The 24533-nt window shown below is 71.6% G+C and carries 20 protein-coding genes; 12 read left to right on the top strand and 8 right to left on the bottom strand.

Annotated features, from left to right (window positions below; genetic code table 11):
* The first annotated feature begins 7 nt into the window (after positions 1 to 7).
* Together SSP24_RS06935 and SSP24_RS06930 are read left to right on the top strand one after the other, a co-directional pair.
* On the top strand, positions 8 to 784 hold the full coding sequence (locus SSP24_RS06935; RefSeq protein ID WP_141307898.1) for a TIGR04222 domain-containing membrane protein: 777 nt from the start codon (positions 8 to 10) through the stop codon (positions 782 to 784).
* A 128-nt stretch (positions 785 to 912) separates the two neighbouring features.
* The gene (locus SSP24_RS06930) at positions 913 to 2562 is read left to right on the top strand and encodes an alpha/beta hydrolase (protein ID WP_141307897.1); all 1650 of its coding nucleotides are present in this window, start codon (positions 913 to 915) and stop codon (positions 2560 to 2562) included.
* 24 nt (positions 2563 to 2586) lie between these two features.
* Here SSP24_RS06930 and hemQ read toward each other — a convergent pair whose 3' ends face one another.
* Positions 2587 to 3318 (bottom strand): hydrogen peroxide-dependent heme synthase, encoded by a 732-nt coding sequence (gene hemQ / locus SSP24_RS06925; protein ID WP_141307896.1) that lies wholly within the window; start codon positions 3316 to 3318, stop codon positions 2587 to 2589.
* 5 nt (positions 3319 to 3323) lie between these two features.
* On the bottom strand, positions 3324 to 4778 hold the full coding sequence (hemG, locus tag SSP24_RS06920; protein WP_141307895.1) for a protoporphyrinogen oxidase: 1455 nt from the start codon (positions 4776 to 4778) through the stop codon (positions 3324 to 3326).
* 170 nt (positions 4779 to 4948) lie between these two features.
* On the opposite strand from hemG, the gene SSP24_RS06915 reads away from it, so the two are divergent.
* Together SSP24_RS06915 and SSP24_RS06910 are read left to right on the top strand one after the other, a co-directional pair.
* Positions 4949 to 5947, top strand: a complete 999-nt coding sequence (locus SSP24_RS06915) for a DUF4349 domain-containing protein (RefSeq protein WP_141307894.1) — start codon at positions 4949 to 4951, stop codon at positions 5945 to 5947.
* Between the two features lie 27 nt (positions 5948 to 5974).
* Entirely contained in the window at positions 5975 to 7366 is a 1392-nt protein-coding gene (locus SSP24_RS06910; protein WP_141307893.1) for an FAD-dependent oxidoreductase, read from the top strand.
* 95 nt (positions 7367 to 7461) lie between these two features.
* Here the strand turns inward: SSP24_RS06910 and SSP24_RS06905 are convergent, their stop codons facing one another.
* Positions 7462 to 7782: a hypothetical protein gene (locus tag SSP24_RS06905; protein WP_141307892.1), complete on the bottom strand. Its 321-nt coding sequence runs from the start codon at positions 7780 to 7782 to the stop codon at positions 7462 to 7464.
* Between the two features lie 123 nt (positions 7783 to 7905).
* Here SSP24_RS06905 and SSP24_RS06900 point away from each other — a divergent pair, with 123 nt between their 5' ends.
* Positions 7906 to 8730 carry a rhomboid family intramembrane serine protease gene (locus tag SSP24_RS06900; RefSeq protein WP_141307891.1) on the top strand — a complete coding sequence of 275 codons (825 nt, stop codon included), beginning with the start codon at positions 7906 to 7908 and terminating at the stop codon, positions 8728 to 8730.
* A 4-nt stretch (positions 8731 to 8734) separates the two neighbouring features.
* Here the strand turns inward: SSP24_RS06900 and hemE are convergent, their stop codons facing one another.
* Complete coding sequence (hemE, locus tag SSP24_RS06895; protein WP_141307890.1) at positions 8735 to 9802, bottom strand: uroporphyrinogen decarboxylase; 1068 nt, start codon at positions 9800 to 9802, stop codon at positions 8735 to 8737.
* A 171-nt stretch (positions 9803 to 9973) separates the two neighbouring features.
* On the opposite strand from hemE, the gene SSP24_RS06890 reads away from it, so the two are divergent.
* The 3 genes from SSP24_RS06890 (at position 9974) to SSP24_RS06880 (ending at position 13091) form a co-directional block, all read left to right on the top strand.
* On the top strand, positions 9974 to 10600 hold the full coding sequence (locus SSP24_RS06890) for a DUF3000 domain-containing protein (RefSeq protein ID WP_229864885.1): 627 nt from the start codon (positions 9974 to 9976) through the stop codon (positions 10598 to 10600).
* A 267-nt stretch (positions 10601 to 10867) separates the two neighbouring features.
* Positions 10868 to 11530, top strand: coding sequence for a response regulator transcription factor (locus SSP24_RS06885; RefSeq protein WP_003993737.1), 663 nt, complete (start codon positions 10868 to 10870; stop codon positions 11528 to 11530).
* Between the two features lie 274 nt (positions 11531 to 11804).
* A complete protein-coding gene (locus tag SSP24_RS06880) occupies positions 11805 to 13091 on the top strand; it encodes a ribonuclease D (protein WP_141307888.1) in 1287 nt (428 codons plus the stop codon).
* A gap of 21 nt (positions 13092 to 13112) precedes the next feature.
* Here SSP24_RS06880 and SSP24_RS06875 read toward each other — a convergent pair whose 3' ends face one another.
* Genes SSP24_RS06875 through SSP24_RS06865 form a run of 3 tightly spaced genes read right to left on the bottom strand, consistent with a single transcriptional unit; the run spans position 13113 to position 16203 of the window.
* On the bottom strand, positions 13113 to 13943 hold the full coding sequence (locus SSP24_RS06875) for a carbohydrate ABC transporter permease (protein WP_141307887.1): 831 nt from the start codon (positions 13941 to 13943) through the stop codon (positions 13113 to 13115).
* A complete protein-coding gene (locus SSP24_RS06870) occupies positions 13940 to 14887 on the bottom strand; it encodes a carbohydrate ABC transporter permease (protein WP_141307886.1) in 948 nt (315 codons plus the stop codon). The genes SSP24_RS06875 and SSP24_RS06870 overlap by 4 nt, the downstream gene beginning before the upstream one ends.
* On the bottom strand, positions 14887 to 16203 hold the full coding sequence (locus SSP24_RS06865) for an ABC transporter substrate-binding protein (RefSeq protein WP_141307885.1): 1317 nt from the start codon (positions 16201 to 16203) through the stop codon (positions 14887 to 14889). Before SSP24_RS06865 ends, SSP24_RS06870 begins: the two co-directional genes overlap by 1 nt.
* A 158-nt stretch (positions 16204 to 16361) precedes the next feature.
* On the opposite strand from SSP24_RS06865, the gene SSP24_RS06860 reads away from it, so the two are divergent.
* From SSP24_RS06860 to SSP24_RS06845, 4 genes are all read left to right on the top strand, one after another.
* On the top strand, positions 16362 to 18731 hold the full coding sequence (locus SSP24_RS06860) for a glycoside hydrolase family 2 protein (protein WP_141307884.1): 2370 nt from the start codon (positions 16362 to 16364) through the stop codon (positions 18729 to 18731).
* Positions 18728 to 19756 (top strand): LacI family DNA-binding transcriptional regulator, encoded by a 1029-nt coding sequence (locus tag SSP24_RS06855; RefSeq protein ID WP_141307883.1) that lies wholly within the window; start codon positions 18728 to 18730, stop codon positions 19754 to 19756. Before SSP24_RS06860 ends, SSP24_RS06855 begins: the two co-directional genes overlap by 4 nt.
* Positions 19757 to 19887: 131 nt before the next feature.
* The gene (locus SSP24_RS06850) at positions 19888 to 21108 is read left to right on the top strand and encodes a thiolase family protein (RefSeq protein ID WP_141307882.1); all 1221 of its coding nucleotides are present in this window, start codon (positions 19888 to 19890) and stop codon (positions 21106 to 21108) included.
* On the top strand, positions 21105 to 23234 hold the full coding sequence (locus SSP24_RS06845; protein WP_141307881.1) for a 3-hydroxyacyl-CoA dehydrogenase NAD-binding domain-containing protein: 2130 nt from the start codon (positions 21105 to 21107) through the stop codon (positions 23232 to 23234). Before SSP24_RS06850 ends, SSP24_RS06845 begins: the two co-directional genes overlap by 4 nt.
* A gap of 63 nt (positions 23235 to 23297) precedes the next feature.
* On the opposite strand, the gene SSP24_RS06840 is transcribed toward SSP24_RS06845, so the two are convergent.
* Positions 23298 to 24443, bottom strand: coding sequence for a DUF8189 domain-containing protein (locus tag SSP24_RS06840; protein ID WP_141307880.1), 1146 nt, complete (start codon positions 24441 to 24443; stop codon positions 23298 to 23300).
* Positions 24444 to 24533 lie beyond the last annotated feature (90 nt).

Below are 24533 nucleotides of genomic sequence, written 5' to 3'. Positions count from 1 at the left end.
ACACGGCATGTTCTGGGTCCTCCTTCTCCTGCCGGCCTGGGCCCTGGCCGGCCTGGCGTGCACCCGGCTGTGCCTGGCCGCCGTACGGGCCGCGGACGTCGACACGGAAACGGGCGGGAAGCACGATCTGACGCTGTACGAGGCCGCGTTCCTGTCCGGCGGTCCGGCGCGGGTCGCCGATCTGACGTTGGTGTCGATGGCGCGCCAGCGGCGGCTGCTCCTCGCGCACACGGGCTGGGCGACCGTCGTGGATCCGCGCGGGCGCGACGACATCGAGCGGTCGGTGATAGGGGCCATCGGGCCGGAGGGCCAGTCCCCCATCGCTCCGATACGGGCCGCGGCGGCCGCCGCCGACGCGGTGCACGGCCTCGCCGACCGGCTCGTCAGCGCCGGTCTCGCCGTGCCGGCCGGGGCGGGGACCACCGTCGGGGCCGGGGTGCGTCAGGTGCGGCTCGCCGCGGCAACCGTGCTTGCGCTCGGCGTGGCCGCACTGCTGATGCCGGCTCAGGACCAGATGCCGCGGCATCTGATCGCCCTCTGGTTCGCGCTGCCGCTGGTGCTCTGCCTGAGCTGCCTCGCCCTGGCCCGGATCGAGACCCTCCCGTACTCACCCTGGGCCTCCCCGGCCGGGCAGCGCCTGCTGGATGCGCTGGCCCGGCACGCGGGCGACACCGGGGACGACCGCGCCTACCTCACCTCGGTCGCCGTACGCGGCATCCGCGCGGTCGGCGAGCCGGACCTGCGGGCGGCCTTCGCGCAGCGCGGCCCGTACCGGCGCGTCTGACACGAGATCCGAGGGTCCGCGCGGGCGTACGGGCGCATTGGGGCCGACACCGGCCGCCTGTGCTTGCCTTTGCCAACAATCGTACGAAGCATCCCTTTTGTCGCTGCCGCGCTCCGAAGGGATACGCGATGAAAGCTGCCGCCCTCTACACGGCCGCCGGTTCCCTGCTCCTGACCACCGTCGCCGCCGCCCCGGCCGGCGGCGCACCAGCCGGGGCGCAGGCGGCCGAGCTGCGCGGCACCGCCGTGGCCGCCGCGCGGGCCGCGGCCGCCGGGATCGACTTCGGCCGGTGCGCCGACGCGCAGGACCTGCCGAAGAACCAGGACCTGCCGAAGGACATGGAGTGCGGCACGGTCACCGTCCCGCTCGACTACGCGCGGCCCGACGGCAAGCAGATCCGGCTCGCCGTCAGCCGGGTGCCGGCCACCCACCGCGACCCGCACAACAGCAAGCGCAGGGTGCCCCGTCAGGGCGCCCTGGTCTACAACCCGGGCGGTCCGGGCGCCTCCGGTTTCCTCTTCCCGCTGGTCGGCAAGCTCCCCGAGTGGAAGCGCCTGGCCGCCGCGTACGACCTGGTCGGCTATGCCCCGCGCGGGGTCGGCCCCTCCGCGCCGCTGTCCTGCCAGGACCCCAAGCAGCACTTCAAGGCCCCCTCGTCGGCGCCGACGCACCCCTCGGAGTCGTACAAGAGGGAGCGCATCGCGCGGGCGAAGGCCTACGCGCGCGGGTGCGCGCAGCGGTCGGGCAGCGCGCTTCGCCACTACCACTCCCTGAACAACGCCCGCGACCTGGACGTGCTGCGCGCCGCGCTGGGCGAGGTGAAGCTGACGTTCATGGGCGCCTCGTACGGCACCTACTTCGGGGCGCTGTACGCGACGCTGTTCCCCTCGCACGTACGGCGGATGGTGTTCGACGCGGCGGTGAACCCCGACCCGGCGCAGATCTGGTACCGCAACAACCTCGACCAGTCCGCGGCGTTCGAGGGCCGCTGGACGGACATGAAGGAGTGGATCGCCAGGCACCACGGCGTGTACGGGCTGGGCGCCACGCCTCAGGAGGTGCAGCGCAGCTACGACACCGCGCGGGCGCGGCTCGCCCGGAAACCGGCGGGCGGGAAGGTCGGGCCGGGGCAGTTGCAGGGCGCGTTTCTGGACGCCGGTTACAACGACGACTACTGGCCGCAGCGGGCCGAGGCGCTGTCGGCGTATCTGAAGGGTGATCCTCAGCCGCTGACCGACCTGGCCACGCCGAGCGAGAAGGCGGCCGTGGAGGCGGAGAACTCCCGTGCGGTCTACACGGCCGTCGAGTGCAACGACGCGCCCTGGCCGACGCAGTGGGAGGTCTGGGACCGGGACAACACGCGGCTCGCGCGCGTGGCGCCGTTCGAGACGTGGAACAACGCGTGGCTGAACCTGCCGTGCGCGTACTGGCCGGCGCCGCGTCAGCGGCCGCTCGACGTGCGGACCGCGCCGGGCGAGCTGCCGCCGACGCTGATCCTGGCCGCCGAGCGGGACGCCGCCGCCCCCTACGACGGCGCCCTCGAACTCCACCGTCGGCTGTCCGGCTCGCTCCTGGTCACCGAGCGGGACTCCGGCACCCACGGCATCGCGGCCGGCCCCAACCTGTGCGTCAACGCCCACGTGGACGCCTACCTGCTCCAGGGCCGCCTCCCGGCACGCCACACGTCCTGCGCATCCCGCCCGGAGCCGAAGCCGGACGCCGCCGCGCGGAAGGGCGACGCGGCACGGAAGGGCGACGCCGCGGCGCGCGTTCGCTGATCCGGCGCCGGAGTACCCCTTAGGTCAGGCGAGGCCCGCGACCAGTTCCGCGATCTCCTTGCGGCGGCCGGTGAAGAACGGCACCTCTTCGCGGACGTGCAGCCGGGCCTCCGAGCCGCGCAGGTGGCGCATGAGGTCGACGATGCGGTACAGCTCGTCGGCCTCGAAGGCGAGGAGCCACTCGTAGTCGCCGAGGGAGAAGGAGGCGACCGTGTTGGCGCGCACGTCCGGGTAGCCGCGGGCCATCTTGCCGTGGTCGGCGAGCATCCGGCGGCGGTCCTCCTCCGGCAGCAGGTACCAGTCGTAGGAGCGCACGAACGGGTAGACGCTGACGTACGCGCGGGGCGTCTCGTCGGCGAGGAACGCCGGGATGTGGCTGCGGTTGAACTCGGCGGGGCGGTGCAGCGCCATGTTCGACCACACCGGCTCCAGGGAGCGGCCCAGCCTGGTGCGGCGGAAGAGGTTGTACGCCTCCTGCAGCTGGTCGCTGGTCTCGGCGTGCCACCAGATCATCAGGTCGGCGTCGGCGCGCAGCCCGGAGACGTCGTAGGTGCCGCGGACGGTGACGTCCTTGGCGGCGAGCTGGTCGAACAGCTCCTGGACCTCTTCGGCGTAGCCCGCGCGGTCCTCGGGCAGCACGTCCTTCAGCTTGAACACGGACCACAGGGTGTAGCGGATGACCTCGTTGAGGTCCTTGGCCAGCTTGCCCTTGTTCGGGATCCGAGCAGGGCCGGTGGTGGAGGCGTCGTCACTCATGTCCCTTATTCTCCCGCTCCGCCGTGCAGGCTCTGCACCGGGTGGGCGGTGAGCTGCTGCACAGCCTGAAGGTCGCCGTGGATCTGGTCCACCGCCGCGTACGCACTCGCGACGCACGCCGGGATGCCCACGCCGTCGTACACCGCGCCGCACACGGCGAGGCCCGGCAGCTTGCCGACGTGCTCGCGGATGCGGACCACGCGCGCGTGGTGGCCGACGGGGTACTGGGGCAGGCCTGAGTCCCAGCGGGTGACGCGCGTGGCGACGGGCGTGGCGTCCAGGCCCGTGGCCGCTTGGAGGTCGCGCCGGGAGACGGCCACCAGGTCGGTGTCGTCGCGGCGCAGGATCTCCGTCTCGCCGTACCGCCCGACGGAGGTGCGCAGCACGATCAGGTCCGGGTCCTCGTCGGCGATCCAGCCCCACTTCTGGGAGGCGAACGTCGACGCCTTGATGGTCCGCCCGTCGACCGGGGGCACCAGGAAGCCGCTGCCCTCGGGCAGGCGCGCCTCGGACCTGCGGTAGGCGAGGGTGACCAGCGCCATCGACGCGTACTCCACGGCGGCCAGCTCGGTCGCGGCCGCCGGGGCCTCGGCGCGCAGCAGCTCGGCAGCGGCGGGCGCGGGGGCGGCGACTATCACGGCGTCGGCGCTCAGGACCCGGTCGCCGGTCACAACCCGCCAGCCCGTACGGCCCTCCCGGCGCAGCTCCGTCACGCGGGCGCCGGTGAGGATCTCGCCGCCGCGCGCCCGCACCGACTCGGCGACGGCGAGCGGCAGGCTGCCGACGCCGCCTTCGATGCCCATGAACACCGGCCCGGTCTGCGGGGCCGCCGCTGCCTTGGCCTGGATCTCCCGGACCGCCTCGGTGAGCGAGTCGTGCTCTTGGGCGGCCTGGAACAGCTGGGGGACGGCCGAGCGCATCGAGATGCGGTACGCGTCGCCCGCGTAGACACCGCCCAGCAGCGGCTCCACGAGCCGGTCGACGACCTCGCGGCCGAGGCGGGCCGCGACGAACTCCCCCACCGCCACATCGTCGCCGACCTCCGTACGGGGCAGGTCGGCGTCGCGCTCGATGCGCGCCAGGCCCTCCTCGGACAGCACGCCGGACAGCGCGGCGGCGGTGCCGGGCACGCCCATGACGTGGCCCTTGGGCATCGGGCGCAGGGCACCGCGGGTCCACAGGGAGGCGGTCGCGGTGGCCGGCGGCTGGAGGCGGGCTTCGAGGCCCACTTCGCGCGCGAGGGTGACCGCCTCGGGCCTGCGCGCCAGCATCGACTCGGCGCCCAGGTCCACGCGCACGCCCGCGATCTCGCCGGGCAGCAGCTTGCCGCCGACCCGGTCGGAGGCCTCCAGCACGGTCACGCGCGCGCCGCGCCCCAGCAGCCGGTGGGCGGCGGCCAGCCCGGCGATTCCGGCTCCGATGACGACGACCTGCCCGCCGTCCGTGCGTGCTGCGTTCATGGCTCCACCTTCTCAGACGCCACTGACAGTCACCGGCGGGACCCCGTGGCCCGCCGAGTCCCGACCGTGACCGCATCGGGATCGCATCGGGACCGCACGGGTCCAACGCCGCGGCCTGCCCCGGCGTCGTAGGAGCGTCAGTTGTCACGACCCTCGGGGGTTTCGCCCACATGCGCGCACCACGCTCCGCACGACACTCCGCACCACGCCCCGTTCCGGCCCTGGCCGGGATCCTGCTCGCCGCCGCCCTGGCGCTGACGGGATGCAGCGGCGGGGCCGACACCGCCTCCTCCACCGCAGGTGACGGGGCCGCCGCCCAGGACCAGGCCGCCGTGGCACCCGGCGCCGAGGAGGGCGCTGTCGACAGCGGCAGCCGGTCCGGCGCCGACCGGGCCCCGGACGCGCCCCGGCTCCCCGCGAGCCACATCATCCGCACCGCGTCCCTGACCGTGCAGGTCAAGGACGTGCCCAAGGCCCTGGACCAGGCCCGTACGACCACCGAGACCGCGGGCGGTTTCGTGGGCAGCGAGAACACCACCCGCGACGAGCGCGGCAACGAGCGCACCCAGGTCGTGCTGCGGGTGCCCGTCGACAAGTACGAGGACGTCCTCGCCGATCTGGAGGGCGCGGGCAAGCTCCTCGACCGCACCGCGAAGGCGACGGACGTCACCGACCAGGTCGTCGACGTGGAGAGCCGCATCAAGACCCAGCGCGCCAGCGTCGCCCGGATCCGCGAGCTGATGGACCAGGCGACCCGGCTGAGCGACGTGGTGGAGCTGGAGGGCGAGCTGAGCAGCCGCCAGGCCGATCTGGAGGCGCTGCTCGCCCAGCAGGCGTCCCTGAAGGACCGCACGAGCCTGGCCACGATCACCCTCGCGCTGTCCGAGACGCCGGTGAAGAAGACCGTCGAGGAGGACGAGGACCCCGGGTTCACGGATGCGCTGGCGGGCGGCTGGGACGCGTTCGTGACCATGCTGCGCTGGATCGTCGTGGCGCTGGGCGCGGTGCTGCCGTTCGCCGTGCTGGCGGCGCTGCTCGTCCTGGTCTGGCTGCGTCTCGTACGGCCCCGGCGGGCGCGCCGCCCGGCCACGGCGCCGGCGACGACCACGCTGGGACCGCTGCCGACGGCCCGGCAGGCACCGGAGCAGGAGCAGGGCGAGCAGCACTGAAATGCCCCGCAGCCGTAGCGTGTTCGCATGAGCATGAGCGGTACGAGAGAGCGACTGGTCGTGATCGGCGGCGACGCCGCGGGCATGTCCGCGGCGTCCCAGGCCCGCCGCCTGAAGGGCCCGGACGAGCTGGAGATCGTGGCCTTCGAACGCGGCCACTTCACCTCGTACTCCGCGTGCGGCATCCCGTACTGGGTGGGCGGCGAGGTCTCCGAGCGCGACGAGCTGATCGCCCGCACGCCCGAGGAGCACCGTTCGCGGGGCATCGACCTGCGGCTGCGGACGGAGGTCGTGGAGATCGACGTCGACGGGGCGCGGGTACGCGCGCGTGACGTCGATTCGGGCGCCGAGTCCTGGACGTCGTACGACAAACTCGTGATCGCCACCGGCGCCCGGCCGATCCGCCCCGACATGCCCGGCGTCGACGCCCCCGGCGTGCACGGCGTGCAGACCCTGGACGACGGCCAGGAGCTGCTGGACACCCTCACACGCGCGCGGGGGCGGCGTGCGGTGGTCGTCGGGGCGGGGTACATCGGCGTCGAGATGGCCGAGGCGCTGATCAACCGCGGCTACGAGGTGACGGTCGTCAACCGGGGCGCGGAACCGATGTCCACGCTCGACCCCGACATGGGGCGGCTGGTGCACCAGGCCATGGAGGGCATGGGCATCACCATGGTCAACGACGCCGAGGTCACCAAGATCCTCACCGGTGACGACGGGCAGGTGCGGGCGGTGGCCACGGACGACGCCGAGTACCCGGCGGACGTGGTCGTGCTCGGCATCGGCGTACGCCCCGAGACGACGCTCGCCAAGGCGGCGGGGCTGCCCCTCGGCGAGTACGGCGGGCTGCTCACCGATCTGGCGATGCGCGTACGCGGTCACGAGAACATCTGGGCCGGCGGTGACTGCGTCGAGGTGCTCGACCTGGTCGCCGGGCGGGAACGGCATGTCGCTCTCGGCACGCATGCCAACAAGCACGGACAGGTCATCGGCACGAATGCGGGAGGCGGTTACGCGACGTTTCCCGGGGTGGTCGGCACCGCGGTGAGCAAGGTGTGCGATCTGGAGATCGCCCGTACCGGGCTGCGTGAGAAGGACGCCCGGCGGGCGGGGCTGCGGTTCGAGACGGTCACCATCGAGTCGACCAGCCGGGCCGGGTACTACCCCGGTGCCTCCCCGATGACCGTGAAGATGCTCGCCGAGCGCCGCACGGGGCGGCTGCTCGGCGTGCAGATCGTCGGCCGGGAGGGGGCGGGCAAGCGGGTCGACATCGCGGCGGTGGCGCTCACGGCCGGGATGACGGTGGAGCAGATGACGGCGCTGGACCTGGGGTACGCGCCGCCGTTCTCACCGGTGTGGGATCCGGTGCTGGTCGCGGCACGAAAGGCGGCAGCGGCGGTGCGGAACAAGACGCCGTAGGGGCAGTGCCCCCAGGGGCGCGGGGAACTGCGCGACCAGCCACGGACAACGCGCATCCGGCACACAACGCGCACTCTACGGCGCTGTCCGCACGTCTACGCCGTCCCGTTGATCCTGTCGATCGCCTGCCGTGCCTGCTCGGACGGCGGCCTGGACGGCAGCGACGACACCGAAGCAGCCGCCGGCATGGCACTGGGCTGCGCCCCCGCCGGTTTCGCGTGCGCGCCCGGGGAAACGGACCGCAACCGGTTGCTCACCGCCTCGTCCAACGTCACCGGTCGCTGCAACTGCGCCGCCATACGGCCGGCCTCCTGGCCGAGTCGGGCGACGTCCTCCCAGGGGAGGTGGACCACCAGCGCGAGCTGTGCCTCGCCGTCGGGGGTGGCCTGCATCGGAGGAGTAACTCGGTCGTTCATCGCCTGTTCCTCACGTCGTCCCGCGACGCGCCTCGCCGTGCCGCGGCCGGTCGAGTAGACATACGCACGCCCGGTCGGCCGCGTTCACCGATTCGGCGGGCGTATCGAGGGCACTACTTCCTTGTGGTGATCCCCGTCCATGACACGAACCCCGCGCGCCGCACGGCCTGGGTGACCTACGCGCTGATCGCGGTGAACGTCGTCGTCTTCGTGTTCATGCCCGGCCTCGCGGGTTCGGTGGCGGGTGACGGCAGCCTGGCGCAACTGTGCCATCTCCAGGCGTTCCTCGACCGGTACGCGGCGGTGCCCCAGGAACTGATCCACCATCAGATGCCCCGGCTGGTACCCACCGGCGAGGTCGCGGTCGGCCCGCAGGGCCCGGGCTGCGTGGTGGCCCCGCCCACGTACGACAAGTCGCCCGAACTGAGCGTGCTCACGGCGATGTTCCTGCACGGCAGCTGGCTGCATCTGCTGGGCAACATGCTGTTCCTGCTGATCTTCGGCAACAACATCGAGGACCGCATGGGGCATGTGCGCTTCGCGCTGTTCTACGGCGCCTGCGGCTACACGGCGTCGTACGGCTTCGCGCTGCTGAACGCCGAGTCCGCCGAGCCGCTGATCGGCGCATCGGGAGCGATCGCCGGTGTGCTGGGCGCGTATCTGGTGCTGTATCCGAAGGCCAGGGTGTGGGTGCTGGTCCCGTTCCTGATCTTCCTGCCGCTGAGGTTGCCGGCCTGGCTGGTGCTGGGCTCCTGGTTCGGGCTCCAGGCGGTGTACTCCGCCGGCGAGGGCGTCTCCGACGCGGGCACCGTGGCGTACGCGGCGCACATCGTCGGCTTCCTCGTCGGCATGCTGCTCGCCTGGCCTCTGAAGCCGGGCACACCACCACCGCCGGAGCCGCCCGGCCTGCTGTTCGGCAGGCGGGCGCGGCCCCGGCAGGCGTGGTGAGGCGTCAGCGGGCGGTCCGGGTGTGGACGTACTCGACGAGTCGGGTGAGCGCGTCCGGGTCGGTGGACGGCATCACGCCGTGGCCGAGGTTGAAGACGTGGCCCTCCAGGTTCGCTGCCGCGTCCAGGACCTCACGGGTCTTGGCCTCGACGGCCTCCTGCGGGGCGAACAGGACCGTCGGGTCGAGGTTGCCCTGCAGCGCCTTGCCGGGGCCGACGCGGCGGGTGGCCTCGTCGAGCGGCACGCGCCAGTCGACGCCGACGACGTCCGCGCCGGCCTCGCCCATCAGGCCCAGCAGCTCGCCGGTGCCGACGCCGAAGTGGATGCGCGGGACGCCGTACGCCTCGACCGCGCGGAACACCTTCGACGAGGCGGGCAGGACGGAACGCCGGTAGTCGGCGGGGGCGAGGGCGCCGGCCCAGGAGTCGAAGAGCTGCACCGCGCTCGCGCCGGCCTCGATCTGCACCTTGAGGAAGGCGGCGGTGATGTCCGCGAGGCGGTCGAGGAGGTCGGCCCACAGCTCGGGGTCGCCGTACATCATCGCCTTGGCGTTCTCGTACGTGCGGGACGGGCCGCCCTCGACGAGGTAGCTCGCGAGGGTGAACGGGGCGCCCGCGAAGCCGATCAGGGGCGTCTCGCCGAGCTCGGCGGTCAGCAGGCCGATCGCCTCCGTGACGTAGGAGACGTCCTCGGGGGTCAGGTCGCGCAGCTGGGCCAGGTCGGCGCGGGAGCGGATCGGGCGCTCGACGACCGGGCCGACGCCGGGCTTGATGTCGAGGTCGACACCGATGGCCTTGAGGGGGACGACGATGTCGCTGAAGTAGATCGCCGCGTCCACGTTGTGCCGGCGCACCGGCTGCAGGGTGATCTCGGTGACCAGGTCGGGCCGCATGCACGACTCCAGCATCGGGATGCCCTCGCGCACCTTCCGGTACTCGGGCAGGGAGCGCCCGGCCTGCCGCATGAACCACACCGGCGTGTGCGGCACGGGCTCGCGCCTGCACGCCTTGAGGAAGGCGGAGTCGTACGTCGCTGTCGGCTGCTGGCCCGTGGGGCTTCCGTTGGCACTCACGGGGCAAGTTTCGCATGGCGGCAACAAGGGCATGGCGGGGCCTCGGGTGCGGCTGACCACGGCGACCCCGCACCGCTGGGCGGGGTGTCTAGCCTGCGCCCGGCGTTCATTCCCCTTAATCTGCACCGCATGGCTGCGGCTCAGGGACGACTGTCGGACGACGCTGGCGGAATGGACGACCCGAAGGAGGGGGACCTGCATACGGGCGACACGGCTCCGCCGCCCTTCCGGGCCGCCGTCGAGGCGCTGCGCTCCGCACGGCTGCGGCCGCAGATCGAGGTCGAAACCACGCGCGCGCCCCAGCGGCTGGCCCCGCACGCGTACGCGCTGGAGGCCACCGTCGTCGACGGCGACCAGGATCTCGCCGACGGCCGCCTGGTGCTGCTGCACGACCCCGCCGGGCACGACGCCTGGCACGGCACCTTCCGCCTGGTGACGCTGGTGCGGGCGGAACTGGAGCCGGAGATGGCCGCCGACCCGCTGCTGCCCGAGGTGTGCTGGAGCTGGCTGACCGGAGCGCTGCAGGCGCGCGGGCTGACGTACGGGGAACCGAGCGGCACGGTCACGCGCGCGAGCTCGCACTACTTCGGCGGGCTGTCCGCGCGCCCCGCCGCCTCGCAGATCGAGATCCGGGCCTCCTGGACGCCCCGTGAGGGCCTGGGCGGCGTGCCGGACACCGCGGCCCACCTCGCCTCCTGGTGCGACCTGCTCGCCCAGGTCGCGGGCCTGCCGCCGGCGGGGCCGGGCGACGCTTCCGTGGTGACCCTGCCGCAGCGGCGCGGCCCGCAGTCCCGCTGACGCGCCGCGCACACCCGCATGCACCCGTTCGGGCTGATCTCTTTGGCGATACGGCCGCTTTCGACCGGACATCGAATCGAACCGAAACCGTTCGATCTTCGGGTGATCGATCGCGTGTCCGAATTGCTCGGATTGTTACTCACCAGATCGTGATCATTCTCTAAAGGCGGACCGGTTTGGTGCCGAAGACGACTGTGACCTTGAAAGCACGGTTCGTCCCGGCTTCACCCCCCACGAGCCGACCCCGTCCCGCACCCAGGAGGCCTGGTGTCCGTTCTCCTAGAGCAGCCCGCAAGCCTGGTCGCCTACCGCCCGAACAAGCCGACCGCGATGGTGGTCGTGGCCGATCCCCGCGTCCGCTCCACCGTCACCCGCCATCTGTGGGCGCTCGGTGTGCGCGATGTCATCGAGGCCTCGTCCATCGCCGAGGCTCGTCCCCGCATCGGCAACCCCCGTGACATCTGCGTCGCCGACGTCCACCTCCCGGACGGTTCCGGTCTGACGCTCCTGTCGGAGACCCGCGCCGCCGGCTGGCCCAACGGGCTCGCCCTGTCCGCCGCCGACGACATCGGTGCCGTGCGCAACGCCCTCGCGGGCGGCGTGAAGGGCTACGTCGTCACCGGCACCCGCACCAACGTCGGGCTCCCCACCCGGCCCGGTGCCGCCCCCATCGGCGCGGCCGCCGCCCGTCTGCACCGCCGCCCCCCGGGTGCCCCGAGTCACCCGGGTGGCTACCGCGAGCTGTCCGGCCGCGAGGTCGAGGTGCTGCGCCTGGTCGCCGAAGGCCAGTCGAACAAGGCGATCGGCGTCTCGATGGGCCTGTCCGCACTGACCGTCAAGAGCCACCTCGCCCGCATCGCCCGCAAGCTCGGCACGGGTGACCGCGCCGGGATGGTCGCCGTGGCCCTGCGCACCGGCATCATCCACTGACGACCGCCCCCCACACAGAGTCGCCCCCGCTCTCCGCAAGCCCTCTCCTTCGCTTCCCCCCACCCCTCCCCCAAGATCTTCCCCGAGCCGCCACCTGGCCGAGTCACCTCGGCATTCACTGACGTGAACGGGATCGAGCCGCCGATGCCCGCCCGCGTCTCCCCTCGGTCGTGACCGGTATCCCGCATGGATCTGACTGGTTTGCGACCCCCGCGCGCCCGCCGACGGAACGTTCCGTCGGCGGGCGCTGTCCATACACAGATACCCTTGACAGGTGACCGACGCCCAAGAAACCGCAGCAGACAGTTCACTGCGCATCACCGGAGGCGCCCCTCCGGAAGACGGCGGATCTTCTGTTACGGAGGCGCCGATCCCTTTGCTGGAGCCGCGTGAGGGCATTCCGCCCGTGATCGCGGACGAGGCCGCCCTCGCCGAGGTGATCGCCGCCTTCGCCGCCGGCTCCGGCCCCGTCGCCGTCGACGCCGAGCGCGCCTCCGGCTACCGCTACGGACAGCGCGCGTACCTCGTGCAGCTGCGCCGGCAAGGCGCGGGCACCGCGCTGATCGACCCCGTGGCCTGCCCCGACCTGTCGGCGCTCGGTGAGGCGCTGTCCGGCGTGGAGTGGGTCCTGCACGCCGCCACCCAGGACCTGCCGTGCCTACGGGAGATAGGCATGGTGCCGACGCGGCTGTTCGACACCGAGCTGGCCGGGCGGCTGTCCGGATTCCCGCGGGTCGGCCTGGGCGCCATGGTCGAGAGCGTGCTCGGCTTCGTCCTGGAGAAGGGCCACTCCGCCGTCGACTGGTCCACCCGCCCGCTCCCCGAGCCCTGGCTGCGGTACGCGGCCCTCGACGTCGAGCTGCTCGTCGATCTGCGGGACGCGCTGGAGAAGGAGCTGGACCGGCAGGGCAAGCTGGAGTGGGCCCGGCAGGAGTTCGACGCGATCGTGGCCGCGCCGCCGCCGGAGCCCCGCAAGGACCCTTGGCGCCGTACGTCCGGCATGCACAAGGTGCGCCGGCGGCGGCAGCTCGCCGTGGTGCGCGAGCTGTGGCAGACCCGGGACCGGATCGCGCAGCGCAGAGACATCTCGCCGGGCAAGGTGCTGTCGGACGCGGCCATCGTGGAGGCCGCGCTCGCGCTTCCGGGCACGGTGCACGCGCTGTCCGCGCTGAACGGGTTCGGGCATCGGATGGGGCGGCGGCAGCTGGAGCAGTGGCAGGCCGCGGTGGATCGCGCCAGGGCGCTGTCGGAGGCGCAGCTGCCGCAGCCGGGGCAGCCGGTCACGGGGCCTCCGCCGCCGCGGGCGTGGGCCGACAAGGACCCGGCGGCGGCCGCCCGGCTGTCGGCGGCGCGCGCCGGGGTTTCCGCGCTGGCCGAGGAGCTCGGGCTGCCGCAGGAGAACCTGATTGCGCCGGACACGGTGCGGCGGGTGTGCTGGGAGCCGCCGTCTGCCGACGTGGAGGCCGTTGTCGGGGTGCTGCGTGGGTACGGGGCTCGGGAGTGGCAGGTGGAGCTGGTTACGCCGGTTCTGGTGGCTGCGCTGTCCGCCAAAGCCCCGTAGGGCTTTCGCCCTAAAGGCGTCTCACCTGGTCGCTCCTCGCATGAAGCCGTTGTAGATGTAGCGCTGCAGCAGCAGGAACACGATCAGCGTCGGGAGGATCACCAGTACCGCGCCCGCCGAGATCACCTCCCAGTGGGCTCCGAAGGGGCCGCGGAAGCGGAACAGGGACGTCGATATCACGCCAAGGTCCTGTGACGGCATGTAGAGGAAGGGGATGTAGAAGTCGTTGTAGACGGTGATCCCCTTCACGATCACCACCGTGGCGATCGCCGGTTTCAGCAACGGGAAGATGATCCTTCGGTAGATGGTGAAGGCGTTGGCGCCGTCCAGGCGGGCCGATTCGTCCAGGGAGATCGGGATGGACCGGACGAACTGCAGGAAGATGTAGATCGACACGATGTCCGTGCCCATGTAGAGCACGATCGGCGCCCACCGGGTGTCGAACATCCCGAAGCTGGTGACGATCTGGAAGGTCGCCACCTGGGTGGTCACCCCGGGGACCAGCGCGGCGATCAGAAACAGCGCCACCACCAGTTTCTTGAGGCGGAACTGGAAGCGGTCGATCGCGTACGCCGTCATGGAGCCGATCAGGACCGTCCCGCCGATGGCGAACAGCAGGATGAAGGCCGTGTTGGCGAACGCCGAGAGCATCCGGCCGTCCTGGAACGCCGTCACGTAGTTGCCGACGTTGAACAGTTTCTCGGGGAGGGTCAGGGCGCCGCTGCCGTTCGCCAGTTCCTCGTCGGACTTGAGCGACGTCAGGAAGACCACGGCCAGCGGCAGCAGGACGACCACGGTCGCCCCGAGCAGCGACAGGTACACCAGCGTGCGGGCCACCGCGCGGCGTGTCATACGAGGTCCACCCTCTCGTCGGGAACGAGCCGCCGCTGCACCCACGTCACCGCCAGGATGATCAGCAGCAGCACGACGGCCGCCGCCGAGGCGAGTCCCGTCTTGTTGAACTGGAAGGCCAGCTTCACGGTCTGGATCACGAAGGTCTCGGTGCCGGTCGCGCCGCCGGTCATGATGTACGGGATCTCGAAGGCCGACAGCGAGCCGGAGATCGAGAGGATCACGGTCAGGGTCAGGACCGGTTTGATGCCGGGGGCGATGATGTGGCGGAACTGCTGCCAGCGGTTCGCGCCGTCCAGTTCGGCCGCCTCGTACAGCTCGGACGGGATGGACTGGATCGCGCCCAGGAACAGGACGAAGTTCAGGCCGAGGTAGCGCCAGACCGACACGCCCGCCAGAGAGGTGTTCGCCGATGTCGGTGTGCCGAGCCAGGCGTGGTCCGTGTGGACGCCGAACAGGCCGAGGACGGAGTCGAGGGTGCCGCCGTCCTGGAAGAAGTAGAGGAAGACGAAGCCGATCGCGACCCCGTTGATCAGGTACGGGAAGAAGAGCACGCCCTTGAAGAAGTTCCGGAAGCGGACGTTGAAGCCCAGGATCGTCGCGAAGTACAGCGCGGCGGCGATCTGCACGACGGAGGCGGCGAGGTAGTAGCCGGAGACGAAGAAGACCTGGAAGAGGTCCTCGCGGGTGAAGATCTCGACGTAGTTGCCGACGCCCGTGTAGTGCAGTTCCGGGCTCACGCCGTCCCAGTCGGTGAAGCTGTAGGCGACCATGTTGACGATCGGCGCGTAGGTGAAGACCAGGAGCAGCGCCAGCGGGGCGAGCAGGAACAGCCAGGGGGTCAGGCCCCGCCACCGGCGGGCGCCGCGCGGGGCCTTGGCCGGTACGGGGGCCGGGGGCGCAACCGGCGAGGGCCGCGCCGCCTTGTGCGTCGTGTCCGTCATCACGACCCCGCGTTCGCCTGCGCCGCCGTCCACTTCTCGCCGAGGTCGTCCAGGAAACCGTCCAGGCTGCCCTGCCGGGCGCCGCGCGCGAGGTCGACGAGGTCCTGGCGGTAGTCGGGGGCGTAGATGCCGACCTCCGACTGGGCGTCGATCTCCTTGACCTGCGCGCCCGCCGCGTCGTCGAGCTCTATGAGCTTGACGCCCGCGTCCTCGTACGGCTTCAGCACCTCGGGCAGCGGGGCGTTCTGGAGCGGGGAGAGGGCCAGGTTGTCCTCGACGTAGCCGGACTTGTCGGTGAACCAGTCGATCCAGGCGCGGGCCGCCTCCTTGTGCTCGGAGTGGATGTTGACGGCCTGGTTGTAGTCGGGGCTGAGGGCCGCGCAGAACCGGCCGTCCGCCTGGGCCGGGAACGGCATGAAACCGATGTCGTCGGGGTTCACCCCGGCCTGCCGGGCGGCGTCCTGGAACTGGATGATCGCCCAGGTGCCGAGCCACTGCGTGGCGATCTCGCCCTTGGCCAACCGGGGTTTTGACTCCTCCCAGTTGGTGGTCGTCGGGTCCTTCTCGGCGAGGCCCCGGCGCACGATCTCGTACAGCAGCGTGTCCCCGACGCCCAGCTCGGCGCCCTCGGCCCAAGGGTCGCCCTCGGCGAGCTTGGTGGTCGCCTGGGTGTCGCAGTGGACCGAGCCGTTGACGTACGTCCAGGAGGTGAGCGGCCATCCGGCGGCGAAGTTGGTGTAGTACGGGATCGCGTCGGTCTTGTCCTTGATCGCCTTCAGGCCGGCCAGGAACTCATCGGGAGTCGTGGGCCACTCGGTGATCCCGGCCTCCCGCCAGACCCGCTTGTTGTAGACGAAGCCGGGCATCACGCCGATCGGGCTCTGTCCGTAGACCTTGCCGTCGACGGCCGTGAAGTCGGTGAAACGGTACTTCTTACTGCGTTCGGCCACGGTGCCGAGCGAGGCGAAGAACTTCGGGTAGTCGGCCTTCTTGATCACCGCGGGGATCATCAGGACGTCGCCGTAGTTCTCCGTGTTCATCCGGATCTTTACCTCGGCCTCGTAGTTGGTGAGGGCCTGGAACTCGACCTTCACCCCGGGATAGGTCTTGTTGAACTCGGCGGCGTACTTCTCCATCGTGCCGTCCTGCACGAGGTCGGTCCGCTGGGTGAGGACCGTGATGGTCCCGCTCACCTTCGACGGGTCGTCGGGCGCCTTCGCGTCCGCGCCTTTGGACGTGCCTCCGGTTCCGGTGCACGCGGCGAGCAGCAGGGCGGCCGTCGCCGCGGCCGTTGCGAGGACTGTACGGCGGTTCATGTGCATCAGCTCCGTTCTCGAATGCCGGACCGGACGAGCACTGCGGGTTGGCTGATTCGGCACTCTGACAGCGCTTTCTCAACCGGTAAAGTCCCAATCTCGCCAAGGCTGGTGGCACTGCGGGGGAGCTGGAATAGACCGGTTTAGGGAGAGAGCGCATGCTGGAGGCCGCACCGCTCACCGACGGATGGATCCTGCGGCACGAGGGGGACGCCCTCCCCGCCGAGGTCCCCGGCTGTGTGCACACCGATCTGCTGGCCGCGGGGGTGATCCCGGATCCGTTCCTCGGGCGGAACGAGGCCGAGGTGGCGTGGGTCGGGCGGCGGGAGTGGACCTACGAGCGGGAGCTGGACGCGGGCTCCGCGCAGGAGCAGACCGACCTCGTCTTCGAGGGGCTCGACACGGCCGCCGAGATCCTGCTCGACGGTCAACTCCTCGGCCGGGTACGGAACATGCACCGCTCGTACCGCTTCGACGTGACCGGTCTCCAGGGGCGGCTCACCGTGCGGTTCGCCTCCGCCTACACCGAGGCCGAGGCCGTGCGCGGACGGCTGGGTGAGCGGCCGGGCGCCTACGCCGAGCCCTACCAGTACCTCCGCAAGATGGCCTGCTCCTTCGGCTGGGACTGGGGGCCGACCCTGGTGACGGCCGGGATCTGGCGGCCGGTGCGACTGGAGCACTGGTCGACGGCCCGGATCGCCCGGGTGCGCCCGCTGGTGACGGTCGAGGAGGGCACGGGGCGGGTCGAGCTGCACGTCGACGTGGAGCGCACGCGGGTCGAGGCCGAGCTGGTCGTCGAGGCCCGGGTGGGTGAGGCGCGGGCGCGGGCGGAGATCGACGGCTCCCAGGGGGTCGTACGGCTGGAAGTGGCGGATCCCGAGCTGTGGTGGCCACGTGGGTACGGTGAACAGGCGTTGTACGACGTCGAGTTGACGCTGCTGCACGGGGACGAGGCGCTCGACGTGTGGCGGCGGCGCATCGGGTTCCGCAGCGTCGAGCTGGACACGTCGGCGGACGCGTACGGAACCGGCTTCACGCTGGTCGTCAACAGTGAGCGGCTCTTCGCGCGCGGGGTGAACTGGATTCCGGACGACGTCTTTCCCTCGCGGATCACGCGGGAGCGGTACCGGAAGCGGTTGCGGCAGGCCGCCGATGCCGGGGTGGACCTGGTGCGGGTGTGGGGCGGGGGGATCTACGAGAGCGAGGACTTCTACACCGCGTGCGACGAACTCGGGCTGCTGGTGTGGCAGGACTTTCCGTTCGCGTGCGCGGCCTACCCGGAGGAGCAGCCGCTGCGGGGCGAGGTGGAGGCCGAGGCCCGGGAGAACGTCGTACGGCTGATGCCGCATCCCTCGCTGGTGCTGTGGAACGGGAACAACGAGAACCTGTGGGGCTTCCGGGACTGGGACTGGGAGCGGCGACTCGCCGGGGAGTCGTGGGGCGAGGGGTACTACCTGGGGCTGCTGCCGCGGGTGGTGGCCGAGCTGGATCCGACGCGGCCGTACGCGGCGGGGAGTCCGTGGTCCGGGTCCTGGCGGCACCACCCGAACGATCCGGCGCACGGGACGCACCACTCCTGGGAGGTGTGGAACCGGTCCGACTATGCCGACTACCGGCTCCATGTGCCGCGGTTCGTCGCGGAGTTCGGCTGGCAGGCGCCGCCCGCGTACGCCACGCTGCGGCGGGCGCTGCCGGGTGAGGAACTCGCCGCCGACTCCCCCGGGATGCTGCACCACCAGAAGGCGGAGGACGGCAACGGCAAGCTGCGCCGGGGACTGGAGCGGCATTTCGCCTTCCCCGAGGGGGACTTCGACCGATGGCACTACCTCACGCAGGTCAACCAGGCGCGGGCCATCGCCGCCGGGATCGAGCACTGGCGTTCGCACTGGCCGGTGTGTGCGGGGACGGTGGTGTGGCAGCTGAACGACTGCTGGCCGGTGACGTCCTGGGCGGCGATCGACGGCGACGGGCGGGAGAAACCGCTCTACCACGAGCTGCGGCGGCTGTACGCCGACCGGTTGCTGACCGTGCAGGAGCGGGGCGGCGGGCTGGTGGTGGCCGTGGTGAACCAGGCGGCGCGGGAGTGGACCGGTGAGGTGACGCTGCGCCGGATGTCGGTCGACGGCGGGGTGCTCGGCGGGGCCAGCGTGGCATTCACGGCCGGGGCTCGGGAGGTGGCCCTGGTGCGGGTGCCGCGCGAGCTGGAGCCGGACGGGGCGAAGGAGTTCCTGGTGGCGAACGCGCAAGGGTTGCGGGCGCTGCGGTTTCCGGCGCCGGACCGGGAGATCCCGTACCCGCGGCCGGAGTTCGACGTCGAACTCGTGCCGGGCGGGATCGCGGTGACTGCCCACACCCTCGTACGGGATCTGCTGCTGCAGGCCGATCGGCTGGACCCGGACGCGCGGGCCGATCGTGGGCTGGTGACGCTGCTGCCCGGTGAGCGGGTGACCTTCGGCGTCAGCGGCTGGCGGGCTCCGGACGCGGCCGCCGCCCGGGCCGCCCTGTACTGCGTGGAGCCCGCGCGATGACCGCATCCCGCGTCACCATCAAGGACGTCGCCGCGCGCGCCGGGGTGTCCAAGGGTGCGGTGTCGCTGGCCTTCAACCACAAACCGGGGCTGTCGGAGGCGACCCGGGAGCGCATCTTCCGGGCGGCGCGGGAGCTGGGGTGGGCGCCGAACCTGACCGCGCGGTCGCTGGCGGGGGCGCGGGTGGACGTGGTGGGGCTGGCGATCTGCCGGCCGGCGCGGATGCTGGGGCTCGAACCGTTCTACATGGAGTTCGTCTCGGGTGTGGAGAGCGTGCTGACCGAGCACTCCTGCTCGCTGCTGCTGCGGCTGGTGCGGAACCTTCAGCAGGAGGCCGGGCTGCTGGAGTCGTGGTGGAAGGGGCGGCAGATCGGCGGGTCGATCCTGGTGGACTTCCAGGCCGACGACCCCCGGGTGGCCGTGGCCGAGCGGCTGGGGCTGCCCGTGGTGGCCGTGGGGCATCCGTCGCTGACCGGGGGCCTGACCTCCGTGTGGACCGACGACGCCACCGCCGTCACCGAGGCGGTGCGCTATCTGGCCGCGCTCGGGCACCGGCGGATCGCCCGGGTCGGCGGCGCGGCCGCCCTCGGGCACACGGCGATCCGCACGGCCGCGTTCGACGAGGCGGCGCGGGCGCTGGCGCCGGCCGGGGCGTGGCAGGTGGCGACCGACTTCTCCGGCGAGGCGGGGGCGCGGGCGACACGGTCACTGCTCAGCGCGGCCGCGCCGGACCGGCCGACGGCGATCGTCTACGACAACGACATCATGGCGGTGGCCGGGCTTTCGGTGGCCGCCGAGATGGGGCTGAAGGTGCCGGACGACGTGTCGCTGCTGGCGTGGGACGACTCGCAGCTGTGCCGGCTGACGCATCCGACGTTGTCCGCGATGAGTCATGACGTGCACGGGTTCGGGGCGGATGTGGCGCGGACGTTGTTCGGGGTGATTACGGGGGAAGGACCGGGGTCGCACCCCGTTCCCACGCCGGTGCTGACACCTCGGGGGTCGACGGCGCCGCCGTCTCGGTGAGCGCCGTACCGGTCTGCGGTTTCGATGTGACCTTCGCCGCTCGACCAGCGGGGACTGGGCAGCTACGTTACTCATAAGTAGCATGAGTATGAGCAAGCGCTCAGCGTCCCGCACCCTGGAGGAGAGCCATCGTGCCTCGTACCGTCAGGGACGTCGTCTTCGTCGACGGCGTCCGCACCCCGTTCGGCAAGGCGGGCCCGAAGGGCATCTACCACGAGACCCGCGCCGACGACCTTGTCGTGAAGGCGATCCGGGAGCTGCTGCGCCGCAACCCCGGTCTCGACCCCAAGAAGATCGACGAGGTCGCCATCGCCGCGACCACGCAGATCGGTGACCAGGGCCTGACCATCGGCCGTACCGCCGGCATCCTCGCGGGCCTGCCGCAGTCGGTGCCCGGCTACTCCATCGACCGCATGTGCGCGGGCGCGATGACCGCCGTGACCACCACGGCCGGTTCCATCGCATTCGGCGCGTACGACGCCGTCATCGCCGGTGGTGTCGAGCACATGGGTCGCCACCCGATGGGCGAGGGCGTCGACCCGAACCCGCGGTTCGTCAGCGAGAAGCTGGTCGACGAGTCCGCCCTGTTCATGGGCATGACCGCGGAGAACCTGCACGACCGCTACCCGCACATCACCAAGCTGCGCGCCGACGAGTACGCCGTGCGCTCGCAGGAGAAGGCCGCCAAGGCGTACGCCAACGGCAAGATCCAGGCCGACCTGGTGCCGATCTCGGTGCGCCGCACGAACGCGGAGGCCGGTGAGACGGGCTGGGGACTGGTCACCGCCGACGAGCCGATGCGCCCGGGTACGACGCTGGAGAACCTGGCGGGTCTGAAGACCCCGTTCCGCGTCCACGGCCGGGTCACCGCCGGTAACGCGGCCGGTTTGAACGACGGCGCCACCGCCTCGATCATCGCCTCCGAGGACTTCGCGCGCGAGCACGGCCTGCCGGTCAAGATGCGCTTGGTCTCCTACGCCTTCGCGGGCGTCGAGCCGGAGGTCATGGGCTACGGCCCGATCCCGGCCACCGAGAAGGCCCTCGCCAAGGCGGGCCTGTCCATCGAGGACATCAACCTCTTCGAGATCAACGAGGCCTTCGCCGTCCAGGTCCTGGCCTTCCTCGACCACTACGGCATCGCGGACGACGACGAGCGCGTCAACCAGTACGGCGGTGCCATCGCCTTCGGCCACCCGCTGGCCTCCTCCGGCGTCCGCCTGATGACGCAGCTGGCCCGCCAGTTCGAGGAGCAGCCGCACGTCCGCTACGGCCTGACCACCATGTGCGTCGGCTTCGGCATGGGCGCGACGGTCATCTGGGAGAACCCGCACTTCGACGGAGGCAACAAGTGAGCACCACCGCTGAGCTCCTGAAGGGGGCGGCCGAGCTGTTCCCGGACGAGGTCGTGACCCAGGCGCACGTCCGCCACTTCGACCTGCCGTTCGGCGCCGGGCGGTTCGCCCTGATCACGCTGGACAACGGCCTGGACCACACCAAGCCGACCACCTTCGGCCCGCAATCGCTGGCGAACCTGAACGCCGCCATCGACCAGGTCGAGAAGGAGGCCGCGGACGGCGACATCGTCGGCGTCGGCATCACCGGCAAGCCGTTCATCTTCGCCGTCGGCGCCGACCTCAAGGGCGTCGAGCTGCTCAAGGAGTGGGACCACGCCTACGCCATCGGCAAGGGCGGCCACGACGTCTTCAAGCGGCTCGCGGGCCTCGCCGTGCCGACGTTCGCGTACTACAACGGCGCCGCGATGGGCGGCGGCGTCGAGGTCGGCCTGCACTGCACCTACCGCACGGTGTCCGCGGCCCTCCCGGCGTTCTCCCTGCCCGAGGTCTTCCTCGGCCTGGTCCCCGGCTGGGGCGGCTGCACGCTGCTGCCGAACCTGATCGGCGCCGACAAGGCCGTCTCGGTGATCATCGAGAACAGCCTCAACCAGAACAAGCAGCTCAAGGGCAAGCAGGTCTACGAACTCGGCATCGCCGACGCGCTCTTCGAGGGCGCCGACTTCCTGGAGCAGTCGCTCATCTGGACGGCGTCCGTCCTCAAGGGCGACATCGAGATCGAGCGCCCGGTGATCGACCGCGGTGACGCCTGGGACCAGGCCGTCGAGCGCGGCCGTGCCTTCGCCGACGGCAAGGTGCACGGCGCCGCCCCGGCCGCCTACCGCGCCCTGGACATCATCGCCGCCGCCAAGAACGGCGACCTCCAGCAGGGCTACGACGCCGAGGACAAGGCGCTCGCCGACCTGATCATGGGTGGTGAACTGCGCGCCGGTATCTACGCGTTCAACCTGGTGCAGAAGCGCGGCAAGCGCCCGGCGGGCGCCCCGGACAAGAACCTGGCGCGTCCGGTCACCAAGGTCGGCGTCGTCGGCGCCGGTCTGATGGCCTCTCAGCTGGCGCTGCTCTTCCTGCGTCGTCTGGAGGTGCCGGTCGTGCTGACCGACATCGACCAGGAGCGCATCGACAAGGGTGTGGGCTACGTCCACGCCGAGATCGACAAGCTGCTCGGCAAGGGCCGCATCAACCAGGACAAGGCCAACCGCCTGAAGGCCCTGGTGACCGGTGTCCTGGACAAGGCCGAGGGCTTCGCGGACGCGGACTTCGTCATCGAGGCCGTGTTCGAGGAGATGGGCGTCAAGCAGCAGGTGTTCGCGGAGGTCGAGGCGGTCGCCCCGGCGCACGCGATCCTCGCGACGAACACCTCGTCCCTCTCCGTGTCGGAGATGGCGTCGAAGCTGAAGAACCCCGAGCGGGTCGTCGGCTTCCACTTCTTCAACCCGGTCGCGGTGCTGCCGCTGCTGGAGATCGTCCGCGGCGAGAAGACGGACGACGCCTCGCTGGCGACCGCCTTCGCGGTGGCCAAGAAGCTGAAGAAGACGGCGGTGCTGGTGAAGGACGCCCCGGCGTTCGTCGTGAACCGCATCCTGACCCGCTTCATGGGCGAGATCCAGAACGTCATCGACGAGGGCACGCCGGTGGACGTGGCGGAGAAGGCGGTCGAGCCGCTGGGTCTGCCGATGTCGCCGCTGGTGCTGCTGGAGCTGGTCGGCCCGGCGATCGGGCTGCACGTCTCCGAGACGCTCAACAAGGCGTTCCCGGACCGCTTCACGGTCTCCCCGAACCTCAAGGCGGTCGTCGAGGCGGGCAAGCGCGGCTTCTACGTCTACGACAGCGGCAAGCCCGAGCTGGACCCGGAGGTCGCCGCGCTGCTGAAGCAGGGCGACAGCGTCCTGACCGAGGAGCAGGTACGGGCGCGCGTGCTGGACGCGGTGGCGCAGGAGATCGGGCTGATGCTCGACGAGGGCGTCGTCGCCGAGGCGCAGGACATCGACCTGTGCCTGATCACCGGCGCCGGCTGGCCGTTCCACCTGGGCGGCATCACGCCGTACCTGGACCGCGAGGGCGTCTCCGAGCGGGTGAACGGGAAGCGGTTCCTTCAGGCTGGGGTCGCGAGCGTCCCGGCGTAACCGCTTGATGCGACAGAGGGCCTCCGCCGTGGCGGGGGCCCTCTTTTCATCGTCCTCGGCTTCTCAGACGCGCATCGACGGAGCCAGTGACAGGCCCGGTTCGCCGGTCTGGCGGGACACGTGCAGGGCGCCGTCGTGGCCCAGCGTCGCCAGGACCACCCGGCCGTGGCCGTCGAGCGCCAACGCCGGGGCGCCGACGCAATGTTGGCCGGTCGGGGACCACCGCACGCCGGCCTGCTCGTTCTCCGTGCCGTACGCGGCGAGCATGACGTGCGCGTCGAGGTCGCGGTGGGCCAGTACGGTGCAGTCGTAGCCGTCGAGGACCGCGCGCAGCGCCGTCACCGGGTCCCCGGCCGGCGCACCGCCGAGGGGGATCGGAGAGCCGCCGGGGCGGTGGGCGAGGAGCCCGCCGTCCTGTGGGTCGGCCCAGAAGTACGTCGCCCGGTCCGGGCCCGTCTCCAGCACCGTCGCCGTGCCCGGCGCCACCCGCAGCGGGATGTTCGGCTCCCGCCCGAAGTCGCCGTCGGCCTGGGACTGGCGCCACCACATGACGTTCTGCTCACCGCCCGCGAGCAGTTCGATGCGCCCGGAGGCATGCGCGACCGCGGCGAGCCCGTCCCGCACGCGGTTGCCATTGAGGTCGCGCCACGCCTCCCACTTCCCCGTGGGCGACTCCCGGCGCAGCATCACTCCGCCTCCGGCGTTGCGCGCGAAGACGTACACCCGGCCCGAGGCGCTGACCGCGGCCACGGGCACGCCGAAGCGGGCCGCCTTCTCGGGGTCCTGGTGCGGGTTGCCCAGCGACCGCCACTCGGTGACCGGCCTGCCGCTCTGGTACTGGATGGCGTGCACGACGTCGACGACGGGCGGCCCGTCGCCCTTGCGGACCTCGCGCCGCCCGAGGAAGTGCACGTAGCCGTCGGCGCCCTGAGCGACCGACAGATGGGTGAGGCCGGGTATCGGGAAGAAGTCGGGGCCGGTCCAGGCCGGGCCGCCCGGCCGCAGCTCGGTCCAGCGCAGCAGCCCCGCGTCGGTGCGGGCGTAGGCGGTCAGCCGGCCGTCCTTGCCGAGGACGAGCCACCGGCCGGACGGGGTGTACTGGGCCGCGTGGCGTGGGGTGCCCGCCTGCCTCGCCGCCGACGCCTCCTCGGTGCCGACGACCGCTCTCGTTCTCCCTCGGACGGCGAGGCGCCCGGATCCCGTCCGCATGACGTGACCTGCCCTTTCCCTGACCCTCGACACGGCTGACCTGCCCATCCCGAACCTGTGTACGGGACGCCGAGCTGGCCCATCATAGGA

The organism is Streptomyces spinoverrucosus (assembly GCF_006539505.1).
Classification (GTDB): Bacteria; Actinomycetota; Actinomycetes; order Streptomycetales; family Streptomycetaceae; genus Streptomyces; species Streptomyces spinoverrucosus.
The sequence above is the reverse complement of the archived record's forward strand: the minus strand, read 5'-3'. Positions and strand labels throughout refer to the sequence as shown.